Raw genomic sequence first — 16,289 nt, 5'->3', positions numbered from 1 at the left:
CTTGATAATCACGGCGCGTCAAGGCAGGAGAGTAGCATCGCGGAGATTTGTGCAGATGACGAGATTGCTGGATGCCCAGGGCCTGGAGATTTCACATGAGGGACATCGCACCCGTCTGAAATGGCACCGGCTGCGCAAACGCTTTGCCGATCCGCTGTTTTCCGCCGAGGTCATGGCGGAGGGATTTGCAGCAGGTGCCTCGATGGAACTCGATTTGCGGGTGCGCGCCGATGGCGGTTTCGTCGTGCTGCACGACGAAGATCTCGAAGGCGAAACGACAGGATATGGGCCGATCGTTGAGAAGAGCCTCGCCGACCTCCGGGATATCAGGATGCAGGAGGGCGGCCGGCCGCTCATCCTGAGCGAGGATCTCGCCGCCATGATGCAATCGACGCATCCGGCCGCACTGCTGCAATTCGACATGAAGGACGATTTCGAAGCGATCGGCGCCGGCGGCATCGAGCATCTTGCCGAGCATTTCCGGGATATCGCCGCCTCGGTGATCGTCAGCGGCGGCAGTCTCGACCTGATCGTCGCGGTCAAGGAGAAGCTTCCGCATCTCTTGCGCGGCATCGATCCGACCGACAAGCTCTACGATATCGGGAACGCCAGCGGCTGGAAGGCTGTCGAGACGGCATTGCGCGCCGATCTGCGCGGCCCGACCGAACCGGACACGGTCTATCTCCACTGGCCGCTGATCCTTGCCGCCGCCAATGGAGGTCTCGATATGATCGCGCTCTGCCAGGACGAAGGCAAACGGGTCGATGCCTGGACCTTTACCTTGAAGGATCCGGCGGCCGGTTTCAGCGAAGAGGAATGGCGGAACTTCCAGGCGCTGATGGCCCTGAAGCCGGACCAGATCACCACCGACGAGGCACCGGCGACCGAACGCGCCTGGCGCCGACGCATGGCGGATTAACCGTTGGGCGTGAGCCCCTCGATGTCGAGGATGAAGGCGAATTCGCCGGCCAGCCCCGGTGAGTGGGCGATGACCGGTCCGCCATCCGCAAGCAGCCTGTCGACCGGCGGCATCGCCACCGTGGCGCCGGCCTCTTCGGCGATCAGCGCGCCGGCGAGCATGTCCCAGGCATTGAGATGGCGTTCGTAATAGAGATCGGCAGCACCCTCGGCGACGCGAACGAGATCGATGGCGGCCGCGCCTGTGCGGCGATAGTCCATGCCGCGTTCGTGGAGCCGCTTGGAGAGCGCAAGATGGTCGTCAAAACTCGTCTTGCGGGAATGGCCGAGAATGACGAGCGCATTGGCGGGATCGGCGGTCGCCGCTGCATGGACAGGAATTCCGTCCTTGAAGGCGCCGCCGCCGCGGACGGCGTGAAAGACCTTGTCCTCGGTGGCATCGTAGACCACGCCGATTTCGACCTTGCCGGCGACGACGAAGGCGATCGAGACGCCCCAATGCCGGAAGCCCCTGATATAGTTGGTCGTGCCGTCGATCGGATCGACGACCCAGGTGCCGGCCTCGCTCGATCGCCCGCCACTCTCTTCGCCCATGAACGTATCGCCCGGAAAGCGTAAGAGCAGCCCATCGCGGATCGCCTGTTCGGCCTTCCTGTCGGCGATGGTGACGAAGTCCTGCAATCCCTTGTTCTCGACGGCCAGCGTGCCGGAGTTCGAGTCGCGCCGAAACCGGGCCGCTTCCCGTCCGACCTCGAGGGCGATGGCGATCGCGACCTCAGCACGGGCGTGGATGGCAGCGGCGTCGAATGCGGAATTCATCAGGCGGTCCTTCTTTTTATCAGTGTCACCGGCGTGAATTCGACACGCGCCGTCAAATCCGGCTCGGCCATCCGGCTGATCAGCAGGTCGACCGTCTGTGCGGCCTGAATGTCGCAGGGTTGGCGGATGGTCGTGAGGTCGTAGGCGGCCCAGCTTGCCTGTGGAATGTCGTCGTGACCGATGATGGAGAGCGGCGGTGCATCATCGCGGCCGCGGCCCTGCATGACACGGTCGAGCACGCCGCAGGCCATGTAGTCATTGGCGCAGAACAAACCGTCGATGCCGGATGCGGCGAGTTCGGCTGCGGCATCATAGCCGCTCTTGTAGTCGTTGACCCTGAGCTGCAGGAACTGCGCCTCGGTGCCGAGCTGCTTGCAGCGCGCAAGGAACGCCTCGCTGCGCCGCCGCGCCGTATAGGATATGGCAGGAGCCGCCATGACGGCGGGCCTCTGCACACCGCAGCCGATCAGATGGCTGGCGGCGAGATGGCCGGCCATGCGATCGTCGGAGATGATGCGGTCGACGAACGGGATGTCGTTGCCCTTGTTGATGAGCACGATCGGCACGCCTTCGGCCGCACATTGCTCGCAGATTTCGGTTGGCGGGGCATCCGAGGTGACGATGACGCCTGAGACGGCGTAGTGCAGCAGTTGGCCAATGACCGTCGACGTATCCGCCTCCTGCGAGGTCGGCAGCAGGATGGGGCGGAAATTGCGGGCGATCAGCACCCTTGCCAGGTTCTCGATCTGCAGCGTGCGGAACGGATTGTCGAGGCCGGCGGCGACGAGGCCGACGAGATCGGAGCGTTTGTTGGTCAGGCTCCGAGCAAGATAGTTCACCCGATAGCCGAGTTCCTTGGCGGCTTCAAACACCTTCTCGCGTGTCTTTGGCGAGACGCTGGCATCGGGCGTGAAGGCGCGCGACACCGCGGCGCGCGAGACACCGGCCACACGCGCCACGTCGAAGGAGGTTACCTTGCGCGGTCCCTTATCCCTGTCTGCCAACTGTTTTTTCCTCAACCGCCGACGGCCGCATCAGATCGGGCAGATCCGTGCAGATGCCGAGAACCGGAAGTTTCATGATGTCATTAAGAATGGTCCGCCGCTCCTCGTGCCAGAGCACGATCTCGCGGCCCGCCTCGAAAGCGCGGTGCATCAGCTCTTCGGTCACCAGATCCTGCGGCCGCTCACCTGCCCTCTCCCAGCAGAGATGCAGGATATCGGCGCCGGCCTCGTCGCCGAGCCCATGTGGATCGTGGCCGACGCGGATCAGTACCGAAAGCGGGAAGTCGCAGGCCGCGTCGCGGAGTTCGCGCACCTGCGCCGTATCGAAGGAGCCGAGGCAGGCAAAACGCTGGTTCATCTCGGCAAGATGCCGCCAGCAGAGCATGCCGGTCCTGGGCGCCTTAAGCTCGACATAGAGACCGGTTCCAGTCTCGCGGCCGAGTGCAGCCACCTCCGAAAAACTCGGCACGTCGACGCCGTCGAGGGCTGCGAGTTCGGCCGCCGTCATTTCGGAAATGCGGCGGTCGATGCCGAAGACACGCTCCAGATGGTCGTCATGCGAGACGACGACGACGCCGTCCCGGGTCAGCTGCGTGTCCAGCTCCCACATCTCAGCGCCGAGTTCGGCGGCGCGGCGGAAGGCAGTGATCGTGTTCTCGCGTTCATGGCCGCTGGCGCCGCGATGGCCAATGCAGAAGGGAAGATGGCCCTTGGCCGTCGGCCAGCCGTGACGGGTGAAAAATGCCTGGAAATCGCGGGTCATCAGAGCCTCCTGCCATGTTCGTCGAAGACGAAGACGCCGCGGCTGTCGATCGCCCAGCGGACATCGTCGCCGACATGGATGTCGCTGCGCACCGGCTGGATCGAGCGCAGCAGCGGCCCGCCGGCAAGCGCCACGTCGTAGAGGTTCTCGCGACCCTGCGTTTCGGCGAAGGTGACCTTGCCGGAGACGGGGACGTCGCCCGCCGGGGTGAAGTGCTCCGGCCGGACGCCGAGCATCAGCTTCGTGCCCTCGGCGGCACCGACGGAGCCGGGCAATGGCACCCGGATCTCGCTTTCCGGGATAGCGAAGACGCCCTTGTCCACGACGCCGCGCAGGAAGGTGATCGGCGGATTGCCGAGGAAGCCGGCGACGAAGGCGGTTTTCGGATCATTGTACATCTCGGCCGGCGTGGCGATCTGAACGATCTCGCCTTCCCGCATGATGGCGATGCGGTCGCACATACTCATCGCCTCAACCTGATCGTGGGTGACCAGAATGGCGGTAATGCCGGTCTCGCGCTGCAGCCGGCGGATCTCCGAGCGCATTTCGAGACGCAGCTTGGCGTCGAGATTGGCAAGTGGCTCGTCGAGCAGCAGCACGTCGGGCTTGCGGATCAGCGCCCGCGCCAGTGCCACGCGCTGCTGCTGGCCGCCGGAAAGCTGCGCTGGACGGCGTTCCATGAGATTGCTGATATGAACAAGCTCGGAAATGCGCTCGACCTCCCTGCGGATTTCGGCGGCGTTGACGCCCTTCACCTTCAGCGGAAAGCCGATGTTCTCGGCAACCGTCATGTGCGGATAGAGTGCATAGGACTGGAAGACGACGCCGACATTGCGGGCCTGGCTCGGCAGGTCCGTAACGTCGCGGTCGCCGAAGAGAATGCGTCCGCTGGTCGGCCGGTGAATGCCGCAGACCGAAAAAAGCGTCGTCGATTTGCCGCAGCCGGAAGGGCCAAGCAGCGCCAGCATCTCGCCGTTGCCGACTTCGAGCTGCATGTTCTCGATGACCTTGGTGGAGCCGAAGCTCTTCGAAAAATTGTCGAGAAGGATGCGCATCAGCCTTTGCTCCCGCCGCCATAGATGTTCATGAGATATTTGTTGAAGAGTGCGTAAGCGATCAGCACCGGAATGAGATAGAAGAGGCCGACCGCCTTGAACATATTGAAATCGTAATTGTTGTCGTCGGCGAGGAAGCCCGCGAGATAGACCGACAGCACCTGCACCTGATTGCCCGGCGCCAGCACCTGCGGCAGGATGAACTCGCCCCAGCCGGAGAGGAAAGAGAACAGGCCGAGCGCCATGATGCCGGGTTTGACCTGCGGCAGGACGAGGCTGCGCCAGACCCGAAAACGCGAAGCGCCGTCGACGACGCCGGCCATTTCGATTTCCCACGGCACGGTGTCGTAAAAGCCCTTCATCAGCCAGATGCCGAGTGGCAGGTCGATCGCCGCCTTCACCAGGATGACGCCGATCAGTGAGTTGTAGAGGCCGATCATCTGCAGCACGATGAAGATGGCGATGATCAGCGTCACCGACGGGAAGGCGTGCAGCACCATGACACCGGCGAGGAAGAAGCCGCGCGCCGGCACATTCAGCCGTGACAGCACATAACCGGCCATCGACGAGATGATGAGCACCAGGCTGGTGGTGCAGGCTGAAAACAGCAGCGTATTCAGCGTCACCTGCCAGATGTTCGCCTTGCCCGCCGTCGTCTGCCACAGGAAGCGCCAGTGATTAAGTGTCAAACCGGAGGGCAGCAAGGCATCCGGCTGTTTCACCGTCACGGTGTCGAGAAACAGATAGACATACATCAGCAGCAGCGGCAGGCTGACGATGGTCAGCGCCGTTATGACAGGCCAACTGCGATAGTTTGCCGAGGGCTGCGAGCGTTCGGCCATGGTCAATCCTCGATCAGGGGCTTGGCGACAAGCGTGCCGTAGTTGAAGACGCGCAGATAGAGGAGCGACAGCGTCACGCCGATGACGACGAGCACCAGCGCCATGGCTGCGCCCAGCCCGTATTCGAGATTGCCGGCATAATTCCGGAGCGCGGTGTGATAGGCCGCAAGCGCCCATACCTCGGTGGCGTTGCCCGGCCCGCCATTGGTGGCAAGCAGGATTTCATTGAACGACGCGAGCAGCGACAGCGTCTGGTAGCAGGTGACGAAGAGGATCGGCCAGCGCATCTGCGGCAGGATGATGTAGCGGATCTGCTGCCAGCGCGAGGCGCCGTCGACCTCGCTCGCGTGGAACTGGCTCTTCGGAATGGCTTTCATTGCCGAGGAAAACACCAGCATTCCCATCGAAGCGCCGATGAAGCCGTTGATCAGCACGACGAAGAACCAGGCATTATAGGCGGTGTCGAGCAGGTAGTTCTTCGGGAGGTAGCCGAACTTGCCCATCAAAATAGAGATGAAGCCGCTGTCCCAGGCGAGCCACTTCCACAGCAGCACGTAGATGACGACGGGCGTGATGCGCGGCAGGAGCCAGATGCCGCGAAAGATCGAGGCAGGCGTCGGCGGCATATAATGTGTCCAGATGGCAAGCAGCAGGGCATAACCGACATTGAAGAGCGTCAGCACCAGCGCGACATAGAGCACGGTATTGAAAAGCACACGCGCCATGTCGGGCGAACTGGCCATGCGTGAGAAATTCTCGGTCGTCCAAGTCCAGCCGGTATAGGTGGTCTTGGCGACGATTTCCTTCTGCTCCGGCGTCAGCTTGAAACCCAGATTGTCCAGCGCTGAAAAGAGCTGCTCCTTGCTGTCGAAGCGGGTGTTGAGGACGGAACGGTTGAACTGTTCGGAGGTCTGCTTGACCTCACGTGTCGAAGGTCGCTCGGCGAGATCCTTGATCATGCGCTCGACATCGCGGCGTGCCGGGAAGACCTCGCCGATATGTTTGGCGCGCAGTTCCGCGACAATTCCCGGCGCCATCCCGAGGCCCTCGACGGCCGCGAGGCCCGCCTCGTCGATCGTGTAGCGCGGTTCGGCCATCTCGGCAGCGATCTCGGGCATCGCCGATTTCAGCGCGATCAGGGAGTTGGGCGCGATCTGGTAGACGCCGCCGGAAATGCCGGTCGCCGTCGTCATGTTGGTCATCGAGAAGACTGCCGTCAGAACCACCGGCATCAGGAAGAACAGGATGATCATGACCGCCGCAGGCGCGATCATCACCAGTCCGAGCGTTCTGGACGATTTCATGGAAGGCCTCCTCGCGGAACCGACCGGGCGGCGGGGTTGCCGTCACCCGGAGGCTGTTTCAGCGAATGACGATCTTGTCGCCGAGCGTGCTTTTCAGCTCGCTCTCGGCATCGCCGACGGCGGCGTCGACGGTCTTGGCGCCGGTCCAGGACGCTTCGAGGTTCTTCCACATGATGTTCCAGTATTTGCCGAAATCGGAATTGTTCGGCATCGCATTGGCATGCGGGAGCAGGCGCTCGGTGGCTTCGCGGGTCCAGCGGTCGGCCGAGTAGAAGTCGACGGTGGATTCCGACTTTGAGATGCCGAGATGGGCCGATTTGACCGCATGAAGCGCGTTGGTGCGTGGCTCGGAGGCGATCTTGACCAGCTGGGCGGCGATCTCGGTGTCTTCCTGGTCGTGACCTGCGGTCAGCAGGTAGACCAGTGGGTGGGTCAGCGTGTTGGCCTTGCCGCCTTCGCCGGCGGGGATCAGCGTGAAGATCACATTGCCGAAGAAGTCCTTGAGGCCTTCCTGGTTGACGAGGCGGGCATAGTGCCAGGTGCCGCCGTCCCAGATGCCAGCCTTGCCGGTGGCGACTTCCTTCCACCACTGGTCGCCCGGCATGCCGATATGGTTCTTCTTGGTGACACCTGATTTCACAGCATCGGCGAAGAACTGATAGGTGCGGGTCATCGCGGCCTTGTCGAAAACGAGCTTGCCGCCTTCTTCCATCGTGCCGCCGAAGCTGGTGTAGAACTGCCAGTAGTCAGGTCCGTTGCTGGTGCGGGGATAGAAACCGTAGCCGGGCTGGACGAGGCCCTTGTCCTGCATCTTCTTGGCGTCTTCGAGCAGGTTCTTCATGGTATACTTGCCGTCCTGCACACTCTGCGGCAACGCATCCAGATCGGCGTCGCTGTAGCCGATCGCCTTCATGTAGGGCTTCCAGAAGAACATCGGACGGGACTCGGCATCCTGCGGAATGCCGTAGACGGTGCCGTTGTAAGAGGCGATCTTCAACAGGTTTTCATAGATGTCGCTGAGCGGCCAGGAGTCGAGATCGACGTAATCCTCGATTGGAACGATGAGGCCTGCCTGCGACCAGGGCGCGATGTCTTCATGGCCGCTGACGACGATGTTCGGCGCGGTCTTGGCTTCCGCGGCAAGGGTCAGCGCCTGCTTGAAGTCCTCCCAGGCGGAATAGGGCTTCTTCTCGACGGTGATCTTCAGGTCTTCGCCCTTGAGGGCGGCTTCGCGCTGCAGCTGCTGGGCTGCGATCTCGATGGCGTCCAGGCGATAGACGTCGTTAGGGCCGGTGCCGCCAGCCCAGACGCTAATGTGAACGTCCTTGGCGAGCGCAATTGCAGAGCTCGAGGCCAGGATGGCGGCCGCGACGGCAAGGGATTTCAGTGTCGGCAAGATGGTCATTTTCTTCGTCTCCCTAGAAGAGCAGTGTGAAGCCTCTTGGCGGGTCAGCACTGCTGATGATGGCCGCTCCGAAACCCCACGAAAACGTGACGATGTCCGCTCTAAGGCTTCGATGTAACGGCCGAATGACAAAATTGAGCACGTGTGCAAAATTATTATGACGATGTCTGGGCGACTTGCAAGCGGCGGTTTTCGGCCTGTGCCTTTTGCGCTGCAAATTGCGCTTTTCCTCCTGCAGCGCCGCGCTCTTCGAGACGCGCAAGGGACGCTGCAGCACTTTCGATCCGCGCATCGTGCTTTCCGAAAATCGGTTCCGATTTCCGGGCCGATGCGCTAGCATCCGGCCATGAGCATTGAATCCGTCCGCGCTTTCCTGCGTGCGCATGCACCCGATATCGACATCATCGAAACCGCCGAGAGCTCCTCGACGGTAGCGCTTGCCGCTGAAGCCCATGGCGTCGAGCCCGCCCAGATCGCCAAGACGATCTGCCTGCGCGTCGGCGAGCAGATGATGCTGGTCGTTGCCGGCGGCACGGCAAGGCTCGACAATCGCAAATTCAAGGACACGTTCGGAGCCAAGGGACGCATGCTCGACGCCGAAGAGGTGGTGGCGGTCACCAGCCATCCGGTCGGCGGCGTCTGCCCCTTCGGCCTGCCCTCGCCGCTGCCCATCTATTGCGATATCTCGCTGAAACGCTTCGATGAAGTGGTGCCCGCGGCCGGCTCGACGAATTCGGCCGTGCGCATCGAGACCGGGCGGCTGGCCGAGCTGACCGGCGCCAGCTGGGTCGATGTCTGCCAGTAAGGCGGTGAAAAAACTTCAAACCTGCGAAAGAGTACCTATATTCTATCCTGACATGCCGTGACTGCGCATGACAGGAGATCAGGAATGCCGAGTGCCATTTCGCGTTTTGCCAAGTTCGCGGCAATTGCCGCTCTGACGAGCGCAACCGTTTTTGCTTCCCTTGACGATGCAGAAGCGCGCCGGGCCGGCAGCGGCGGTTTCGGAAGCCGCGGTACCCGCACCTTCCAGGCTCCACCTGTCACCCAAACCGCGCCCGCCCCCGTCGCGCCGATCGAACGATCGATGACGCCGCGTCCGCAGACGACGGCACCTGCGACCGCGCAGCAGCCCTTCGGCGCCCAACGCCCCGGTCTCTTCGGCGGCTTTGGCCGTTCGATGATCGGCGGCCTGATTGCCGGCGGCCTCCTCGGCATGCTGCTCGGTCACGGTTTCGGCGGCGGCTTCGGCTTCCTCGGCATGCTTCTGCAGATCGCGCTGATCGGCGGCGCCATCGTGCTCGCCATGCGTTATTTCGCTAACCGCCGCCAGCCTTCCTACGGTGCCGGTGGCCAAAGCGGCTCCTTTAGCCAGTCCTATGGCATGTCGCCAGCACGCAACTCGTCCTTCCAGGTCCCGACGATTGGCTCGGCTGCCGGTTCAGGTTCGTCCTCGCGCGGCAACCGCCCGAGCGACGAGATCGGGCTCGCGCAGGCCGATCTCGACCAGTTCGAGGAATTGCTGACCGACGTTCAGACCGCTTACGGTGCCGAAGACTACGGTACGTTGCGCAAGCTGACGACGCCTGAGGCAATGTCCTATCTTGCCGAGGAGCTCGGCGAAAACGCCACCAACGGCGTGCGTAACCGGGTCTCCGACGTCAAGCTGCTGCAGGGTGATATCGCCGAGGCCTGGCGCGAAGATGGCGGGGAATATGCGACTCTCGCCATGCGTTACTCCTCGATCGATGCCATGGTCGAACGCGACAGCGGCCGCGTCGTTTCCGGCGACGATCGCCGCCCGAGCGAAAGCACTGAGGTCTGGACCTTCGTGCGCAAGCCCGGCGCAGACTGGAAGCTCGCCGCGATCCAGGGAAGTGAGCAGCGCGCCGCCTGAGGTGGCGCCTCTCCTGGCTTAATTCACCGCGACCGGTTTAGAACGCATGCGCGAAACCGTTTCGCGTTCCGCCCGCTTGCAGCGCATCGGCGGTAGGCCGCGATCCATCAGGTCCATGTCTTCGAGTACCATGTCGCCCATCTTCTTGAAGGCGCTGTCGAGCGCTCCGGCCCGGTGCGCCGAGCGGATGAAGCCTTTCAGGCTCCGCACCGGATGATCGGGCGGCAGCGGCTCTTGCGGATAGACGTCGCTTGCCGCGACGATTTGGCCTGACGAGACGGCCGCCATCAACGCTTCGAAATCGACGACGTCGGCGCGGCTGAGCAGGATGAAGGCCGCGCCCCTGCGCATGCTGGCGAAGGCCTCGGTGCCGAGAAATCCCTTGTTTTCGCTGGTGACGGCGGCGACGACGAAGACGAAATCGCTCTTTGTCAGAACATCGTCCAGGCTTGCCGGCTCGACTCCGTTTTCCTCGAGGATCGAGCGGGGCAGCCAGGGATCGAACACCCTGACGCGCGTCCTGAAGCCGGACAGCAGCCGGCGCAGCGCCTTGCCGAGATCGCCGAAGCCGACGATGCCGATCTCGGAACCGGCGATCAGCCGGGCGCTCGCATTGCCCTCCCCTCCCCAGAGTTCGAAGCCCTGGCGGAAAGCGACATCCGCATCGACGATGCCGCGCGCTAAGGCCAGCGCGAAGCCGAGACCGATTTCGGCGACCGGCTCGGCAAAAACCTGGCCTGTCGTCACGACATGAATGCCGCGCTCAAAAAGCACCTCATAGGGCATGTTGTTGAGAAGATTGCTTTCGACGTTGAGGATCGAGCGCAGGGCCGGCATTCTGGCCAGCGTTTCCGCCGAAAGCGGCGGCTGGCCGATGATATAACGTGTCCTGGCGAGGATCTCGTCACCGAGCCCGGCGATATTCTCGGGATCGGCCTCGACGATTTCGTATTTCGCATGCAGTTCGGCGCGCGCCTTGTCGTTGAAGATCAGATCGAGCGTGCGTGGCTCGGGCGCGCTGATCGCCAGCGGCCGTTCGATATTCGTCATGGGCGTCTCCTCCGTTGCGGGCCATTTGCGCCGTCTCCGCCGATGATTGATAGCCCCTGTGCGGGGCGGTTTCCAGGTGGATCTTGGGTTAACGGGAGAAGCTATCGAAAACGGCATTTGCCTATCAGATAAGCAATTGAATTGCCTTGCTATTTCATGGCATTTTCGTTGACGGCACGAATTCTTTGAACTAGCGTGATGCGCGCGACATGGAGCCGTGCCTGTGTTTGGCGGTGGCAGGATATTCGAAAACTCACGAGGGAATGAGCCATGAAATCAGCACTCAAGAGCGGCCTGCTTGCCTTGGCTGCCGCCGCGCTTCCAGCCGTCGCCTATGCACATACCGGTGTTGGTCAGACGTCCGGTTTTATCCATGGCTTCAGTCATCCGGTTTCCGGTCTCGATCATATCCTTGCCATGGTGATGGTCGGCGTTTTCGCATTTCAGCTCGGTGGTCGCGCCATCTGGCTGGTGCTGACGACCTTCGTTCTGGTGATGGCGTTCGGCGGTGCCCTCGGCGTTGCCGGCGTCAATGTTCCCTTCGTTGAGACCGGCATCGCGCTTTCCGTCGTCGTCCTCGGCGCCATCGTTGCCCTCAACGTCAAGGCTCCGACTGCGGTTGCGATGGGTGTCGTCGGTCTCTTCGCGATCTTCCACGGCCACGCCCACGGCGCGGAAATGCCGGAGAATGCCGCCGGTGCCGCTTATGCCGCCGGTTTCATGATGGCGACCGCATTGCTGCATGTCGGCGGCCTCGCCCTTGGTTACGTCATCGGCCGCGCCGGCGAACGTCAGGGCGTCTTCGTCACGCGTGCGGCTGGTGGTATTGCAGCGATATCCGGCGTCGGCATTCTGGCCGGCTTGATCTGAGCCTGACGGCACTCCAGCCGCCTCCACACGTCACCGTCCAATGAGAACGCCCGGCATGCGCAACGCAATGCCGGGCGTTTCTGCATTATTGCTGCAAAGTGCGGCGGACTTGACCCAAATCAAATCCAGCCACGCCGCGTCAGGCTATATCTGACGCACGATCAACGAACGGACGTCCAAATTGACGCAGGGCCGCCTTGCCGGTTGTCGGCGAGGTGCGAAAGTCAGTATAGTGATTTCAGAAATTTCTGAAATCACAGACGCAACGGAAACAACGATGAACCTGCCGCCTCTTGTCCAGTCCTTCGTTCTCCACTTCGGCGAAATGGGCTCCCGCTGGGGAATCAACCGCACAGTCGGCCAGATCTACGCGCTGCTCTTCGTTTCCCCCGCATCGCTCTGCGCCGAGGAGATCGCCGACTCACTCGGCATTTCGCGCTCCAACGTGTCGATGAGCCTCCGCGAACTGCAGGCCTGGAACCTCGTTATCCTCAAACACAAGCCAGACGATCGCCGCGATTTCTTCACCACGCCCGACGATGTCTGGCTCATATTGCGGACGCTCGCCGAGGAGCGAAAGAAACGCGAAGTCGATCCGACGCTGTCGGTTCTGCGGGAGATCCTGATGCAGCGGCCGGCCAGCGAGGCCGAACGGCATGCGCAGTCGCGGATGAGCGAGATGCACACGCTGATCGAGCAGCTGACGCATTGGTATGAAGATGTAAAACAACTTGAAACCGAAAGGCTCGCAACGCTACTCTCGCTGGGCGCGAAAGTGACAAAGTTTCTGGAGGCCAAGGACCGGGTCGTTTCGCTCGGCCGCAGCCGCCGGCCGAATCCTGCGAACAAGAGTTAGCGCCATGAGCACCGCTTTCTTCGACGCGACGGACAGGGGAGAGACCGAACCGGTGCCGAACGGCGATACCGTCTCGTCCATCACCGGCCCGAATGACGCGAAAAACGGGCTGCGCAGAGCAGCGATGCTGCAGGCATTGGCGGCCGCGATCTGGATTCCTCAGGCCGGGCTGCTGGCAGTCTCGGTCGGGCGCATCGCCGATGGCGGCGCATTGCAGGACGTCCTCTGGCCAGCCTTGGGTATCCTCTTGCTCGGATTTGCAAGGAGCTGCCTCGACGCGGCTGGCGGCCGCCTAGCCTTTCATGTCGCGCGCGCTGAGCTCAGCCGCAGGCGGCGGGCCGCCGCTGCGGCACTCTCGATATCATCGCCGATCGATCGCGGCAGGCCGGCGTCCGGCAAAGCCGCAAGCGTGCTTGGCGAGCAGGCCGAACTCATCGTGCCCTATCTCGCCCGGTTCCAGCCGGCGCGTATAAAGGCGAGCCTTGTGCCGCTCATAATTCTTGCCGTCCTCTTTCCGGTCTCCTGGATCGCCGCGCTGGTTTTGCTGTTTGCCGCGCCGCTGATCCCGATCTTCATGGCATTGATCGGCTGGCGCGCCCAGGCGGCCAGCGAAAGACAACTCGTTGCGACCGGTGGCCTCAACGGTTTCCTGCTCGATCGGCTGCGTGGATTGGCGACGATCCGTGGGCTCGATGCGGTTGAGGCAACGGCGCTGCGGCTGCGCCGGGAGGCGCAATCGCTGCGCGTGCGCACCATGGCGGTGCTGAAGATCGCCTTCCTCTCCTCGGCCGTGCTCGAACTTTTCGCCGCGCTCGGCGTGGCGATGATTGCCGTCTATGTCGGCTTCAGCCTGCTCGGCGAAATCCGCTTCGGCACTTGGGTCGGCCGGCTCGACCTGACCGAGGGCCTGTTCATCCTGCTGTTGGCGCCGGCCTTCTTCGAGCCGCTGCGTGAACTCTCGGCAGTCTGGCACGATCGGGCGGCCGGCGAAGCAGCGCTGAAGGCGCTGGACGGTCTGACTGCCGGCGGCCCGTCTATTCGAGGAGCAGCCGAAATCGCGTCAGCGGTACCTGTCGTCGCCGAAGCATCGGCCATTCGACTTGAAAATCTCGCCTTTCGCTATGGCGCCGACGAACCGTTGATCCTCGGCGATTTCAACCTCGATATCGCCGCCGGCGAACATCTGGCGCTTCTCGGGGCCAGCGGTTCCGGCAAATCGACGCTGCTTTCGCTGATGGCGGGGCTGGCGCCCTGCACCGGCGGCCGCATCGTCATCGGCCGCCTCGAGCTTGCGGATGATACCGCCGCGCTCTTGCGCGGCGGCATGGCGTGGATCGGCCAGAAGCCGCATATCTTTGCCGGCACCATTGCGGGGAATATCGCGCTTGGCAGACCCGGCGTGCTGCGCGGCGATGTTGCCGATGCACTTGACGCCGCGAGACTCGGGAAAGTGGCCGAAGCCTATGGCAGCCGGCCGCTCGGCGAGGGCGGGATCGGGCTTTCCGGCGGCGAGGCACTGCGGCTTGCGATCGCGCGTGCGGCCTGCAATCCGCATCTGAGGATCATCCTTGCCGACGAGCCGACCGCGCATCTCGATGCCGCGACCGCCGCGGAGATCACCGAGAGCCTGCTTTCGCTCGCTAACGGTCGCACTTTGATCGTTGCCACCCATGATCCGCTGCTTGCGGCACGCATGCATCGCATCATGCGCATCGACGCCGATATCATGATGAGGGAGGCCGCCGAATGAGCACATCTGCTGCAGACCTCAAACCGGTCCTGCGTCTGTTTTTTGCCGAGCGCCGGCGCGCGCTCCTGCTCGGCGCCGCACTTTCGGCGACGACGGTCACAGCCGGCATCGGCCTGCTCGGCCTATCCGGCTGGTTCATCACCGCCACGTCGCTTGCCGGCCTTTCCGCCGCCGCCATCACCTTCGACGTCTTTGCGCCGTCGGCGGGAATCCGGCTTCTTGCCATTGTCCGCACGGCAGCACGTTACGGTGAAAGGCTTGCGACCCATGACGCGACGCTCGGCGTGCTCGCCGCTCTTCGCGAAAGGCTGTTTCGTGGCTTCGCCGAACCGGGTGCGGCGCGCTCTCTTTTGCATCGTCCTGCAAGGCTGCTCTTCCGGCTGACGGCCGATATCGATGCGCTCGACTCCCTGTATCTCCGCATTCTCGTGCCGGCCGCGGTGGCGATCGGCGCTACCCTTGCGGCAAGCCTCGTGCTGGGGCTGATGCATCCATTGTTCGGCCTGTGCTTCGGCCTTTTTCTCGCCGGTGCCGGCCTCGGCCTGCCTTTGATCGCCGGCCGCGCGGCGCGCAAACATGCCCGCCGGCGTGCCCATGGCATCGAGGCGCTGCGGTCGCGGACAATCGATCTCGTCGCCGGTCAGACCGATATCCTGATGGCCGGCCGGCTTGGCGCGCAGAGAGAGGCAATCGCTGCCGCCGACCATCACTCCGCCTGCGCCGACGACCGACTGAACCGCATCGAGACCGGCCTGACATTTGGCTTCGGCCTTGTCTCCACCCTTCTGTTGACGGGATCGCTGCTCGCCGTCGCCGCACTTGCGGAAACGAAGGTGATTACCGCGCCTGTCGCCGCACTTGGGCTGCTCGTCGCCTTCGCGGCAGTCGAACCCTTTACGGCGTTGCGCCGCGGTGCTCTGGAACTTGGGCGGACGTTGCTGGCGGCAAGGCGCATTGTGCCGCGGCTGACCGCCACGGCGGCTCCCGAACCATTGGCGCCGCCACTGCCGGGATACGCCTTTTCGCTGGCTGACGTGTCCGCCTTCCATGAAAACTCCGCCGTACCGGTTCTCGAGGGTATAGGACTTGTGCTTCGACAGGGCGAACACCTTGCCGTCGTCGGCAGCAGCGGCGCCGGCAAGTCGAGCCTGCTCGCTCTGCTCTCCGGTGAATTGCCGGCGAAGACGGGAAGCGTCGCCGCGATGACGACGACGCTGCTGACCCAACGGACGGAACTCTTCGAGGACAGCCTGCGCGGCAATCTCACCCTTGCGAACCCGGAAGCAGGCGAGGCCCGTCTTCTGGATGTGCTCGCCGCGGCCGGTCTGCTTGCCGATGTTGAGGCCATGCCGCGAGGGATCGATACGTCACTTGGCGAAGGCGGTCTCGGCCTTTCCGGCGGCCAGTCGCGTCGCTTGGCGCTTGCCCGGCTCTTCCTGCGCGACACGCCGCTGTGGCTGCTCGACGAGCCGACTGAAGGCCTCGACGGCGCCACCGCCCGAGATGTCCTCCAACGTCTCTCGGCAATGGCGGCAGGCCGCTCGCTAGTGATCGCCACGCATATCCGCCGTGAGGCTGTTATCGCGGACCGCATCGCCGTCATCGAAGGCGGCCGCATCCTAGAGGTTTCGCGCCGTGGAGAGGCGGCGTTCGAAAAGGCGCTCGACCGGCTTCGGCCGGACTGAGCAAATCGCATGCCCTCAGGCGCCGACCGGCGCTGAGGAACGCTCCGTACCCCGTGGGACCGTGGGAGAAA

General features: G+C 63.2%; 15 protein-coding genes. 7 read left to right on the top strand and 8 right to left on the bottom strand.

What is annotated here, in order from left to right; translation table 11 throughout:
* The first annotated feature begins 55 nt into the window (after positions 1–55).
* Positions 56–919, top strand: coding sequence for a glycerophosphodiester phosphodiesterase family protein (locus HJB82_RS21200; protein WP_207585890.1), 864 nt, complete (start codon positions 56–58; stop codon positions 917–919).
* On the opposite strand, the gene HJB82_RS21195 is transcribed toward HJB82_RS21200, so the two are convergent.
* Genes HJB82_RS21195 through HJB82_RS21165 form a run of 7 tightly spaced genes read right to left on the bottom strand, consistent with a single transcriptional unit; the run spans position 916 to position 8,110 of the window.
* Positions 916–1,737: an inositol monophosphatase family protein gene (locus tag HJB82_RS21195; RefSeq protein WP_207585889.1), complete on the bottom strand. Its 822-nt coding sequence runs from the start codon at positions 1,735–1,737 to the stop codon at positions 916–918. The two genes, HJB82_RS21200 and HJB82_RS21195, sit on opposite strands and share 4 nt — an antisense overlap.
* Positions 1,737–2,741, bottom strand: coding sequence for a LacI family DNA-binding transcriptional regulator (locus HJB82_RS21190; RefSeq protein ID WP_221116199.1), 1,005 nt, complete (start codon positions 2,739–2,741; stop codon positions 1,737–1,739). Before HJB82_RS21190 ends, HJB82_RS21195 begins: the two co-directional genes overlap by 1 nt.
* A complete protein-coding gene (locus tag HJB82_RS21185) occupies positions 2,725–3,504 on the bottom strand; it encodes a glycerophosphodiester phosphodiesterase (RefSeq protein WP_207585887.1) in 780 nt (259 codons plus the stop codon). The genes HJB82_RS21190 and HJB82_RS21185 overlap by 17 nt, the downstream gene beginning before the upstream one ends.
* Positions 3,504–4,559: an ABC transporter ATP-binding protein gene (locus tag HJB82_RS21180; RefSeq protein ID WP_221116201.1), complete on the bottom strand. Its 1,056-nt coding sequence runs from the start codon at positions 4,557–4,559 to the stop codon at positions 3,504–3,506. Before HJB82_RS21180 ends, HJB82_RS21185 begins: the two co-directional genes overlap by 1 nt.
* Positions 4,559–5,401, bottom strand: coding sequence for a carbohydrate ABC transporter permease (locus HJB82_RS21175; RefSeq protein ID WP_221116202.1), 843 nt, complete (start codon positions 5,399–5,401; stop codon positions 4,559–4,561). Before HJB82_RS21175 ends, HJB82_RS21180 begins: the two co-directional genes overlap by 1 nt.
* 2 nt (positions 5,402–5,403) lie before the next feature.
* Positions 5,404–6,705 carry a carbohydrate ABC transporter permease gene (locus HJB82_RS21170; RefSeq protein WP_221116203.1) on the bottom strand — a complete coding sequence of 434 codons (1,302 nt, stop codon included), beginning with the start codon at positions 6,703–6,705 and terminating at the stop codon, positions 5,404–5,406.
* A gap of 58 nt (positions 6,706–6,763) precedes the next feature.
* Positions 6,764–8,110, bottom strand: coding sequence for an extracellular solute-binding protein (locus HJB82_RS21165; protein ID WP_221116204.1), 1,347 nt, complete (start codon positions 8,108–8,110; stop codon positions 6,764–6,766).
* Positions 8,111–8,456: 346 nt separating this feature from the next.
* Between HJB82_RS21165 and HJB82_RS21160 the strand changes: the two genes are divergently transcribed.
* Both HJB82_RS21160 and HJB82_RS21155 read left to right on the top strand, forming a co-directional pair.
* Positions 8,457–8,915: a YbaK/EbsC family protein gene (locus HJB82_RS21160; RefSeq protein ID WP_221131183.1), complete on the top strand. Its 459-nt coding sequence runs from the start codon at positions 8,457–8,459 to the stop codon at positions 8,913–8,915.
* Between the two features lie 84 nt (positions 8,916–8,999).
* A complete protein-coding gene (locus tag HJB82_RS21155; protein WP_207585881.1) occupies positions 9,000–10,007 on the top strand; it encodes a Tim44 domain-containing protein in 1,008 nt (335 codons plus the stop codon).
* Positions 10,008–10,025: 18 nt separating this feature from the next.
* On the opposite strand, the gene HJB82_RS21150 is transcribed toward HJB82_RS21155, so the two are convergent.
* Positions 10,026–11,057, bottom strand: a complete 1,032-nt coding sequence (locus HJB82_RS21150) for a hydroxyacid dehydrogenase (RefSeq protein WP_221116207.1) — start codon at positions 11,055–11,057, stop codon at positions 10,026–10,028.
* 270 nt (positions 11,058–11,327) lie between these two features.
* Here HJB82_RS21150 and HJB82_RS21145 point away from each other — a divergent pair, with 270 nt between their 5' ends.
* The 4 genes from HJB82_RS21145 (at position 11,328) to HJB82_RS21130 (ending at position 16,218) form a co-directional block, all read left to right on the top strand.
* Complete coding sequence (locus tag HJB82_RS21145; protein ID WP_221131182.1) at positions 11,328–11,927, top strand: HupE/UreJ family protein; 600 nt, start codon at positions 11,328–11,330, stop codon at positions 11,925–11,927.
* A 277-nt stretch (positions 11,928–12,204) separates the two neighbouring features.
* Positions 12,205–12,783 (top strand): GbsR/MarR family transcriptional regulator, encoded by a 579-nt coding sequence (locus tag HJB82_RS21140; protein ID WP_207585878.1) that lies wholly within the window; start codon positions 12,205–12,207, stop codon positions 12,781–12,783.
* 4 nt (positions 12,784–12,787) lie between these two features.
* The gene (gene cydD, locus HJB82_RS21135) at positions 12,788–14,533 is read left to right on the top strand and encodes a thiol reductant ABC exporter subunit CydD (RefSeq protein WP_221116209.1); all 1,746 of its coding nucleotides are present in this window, start codon (positions 12,788–12,790) and stop codon (positions 14,531–14,533) included.
* Complete coding sequence (locus HJB82_RS21130; protein ID WP_221116210.1) at positions 14,530–16,218, top strand: amino acid ABC transporter ATP-binding/permease protein; 1,689 nt, start codon at positions 14,530–14,532, stop codon at positions 16,216–16,218. The genes cydD and HJB82_RS21130 overlap by 4 nt, the downstream gene beginning before the upstream one ends.
* Positions 16,219–16,289 lie beyond the last annotated feature (71 nt).

The sequence above is a fragment of the Rhizobium sp. NZLR10 genome, assembly GCF_019685125.1.
Lineage (GTDB): Bacteria > Pseudomonadota > Alphaproteobacteria > Rhizobiales > Rhizobiaceae > Rhizobium.
This window is presented reverse-complemented; position numbering and strand designations above follow the sequence as displayed.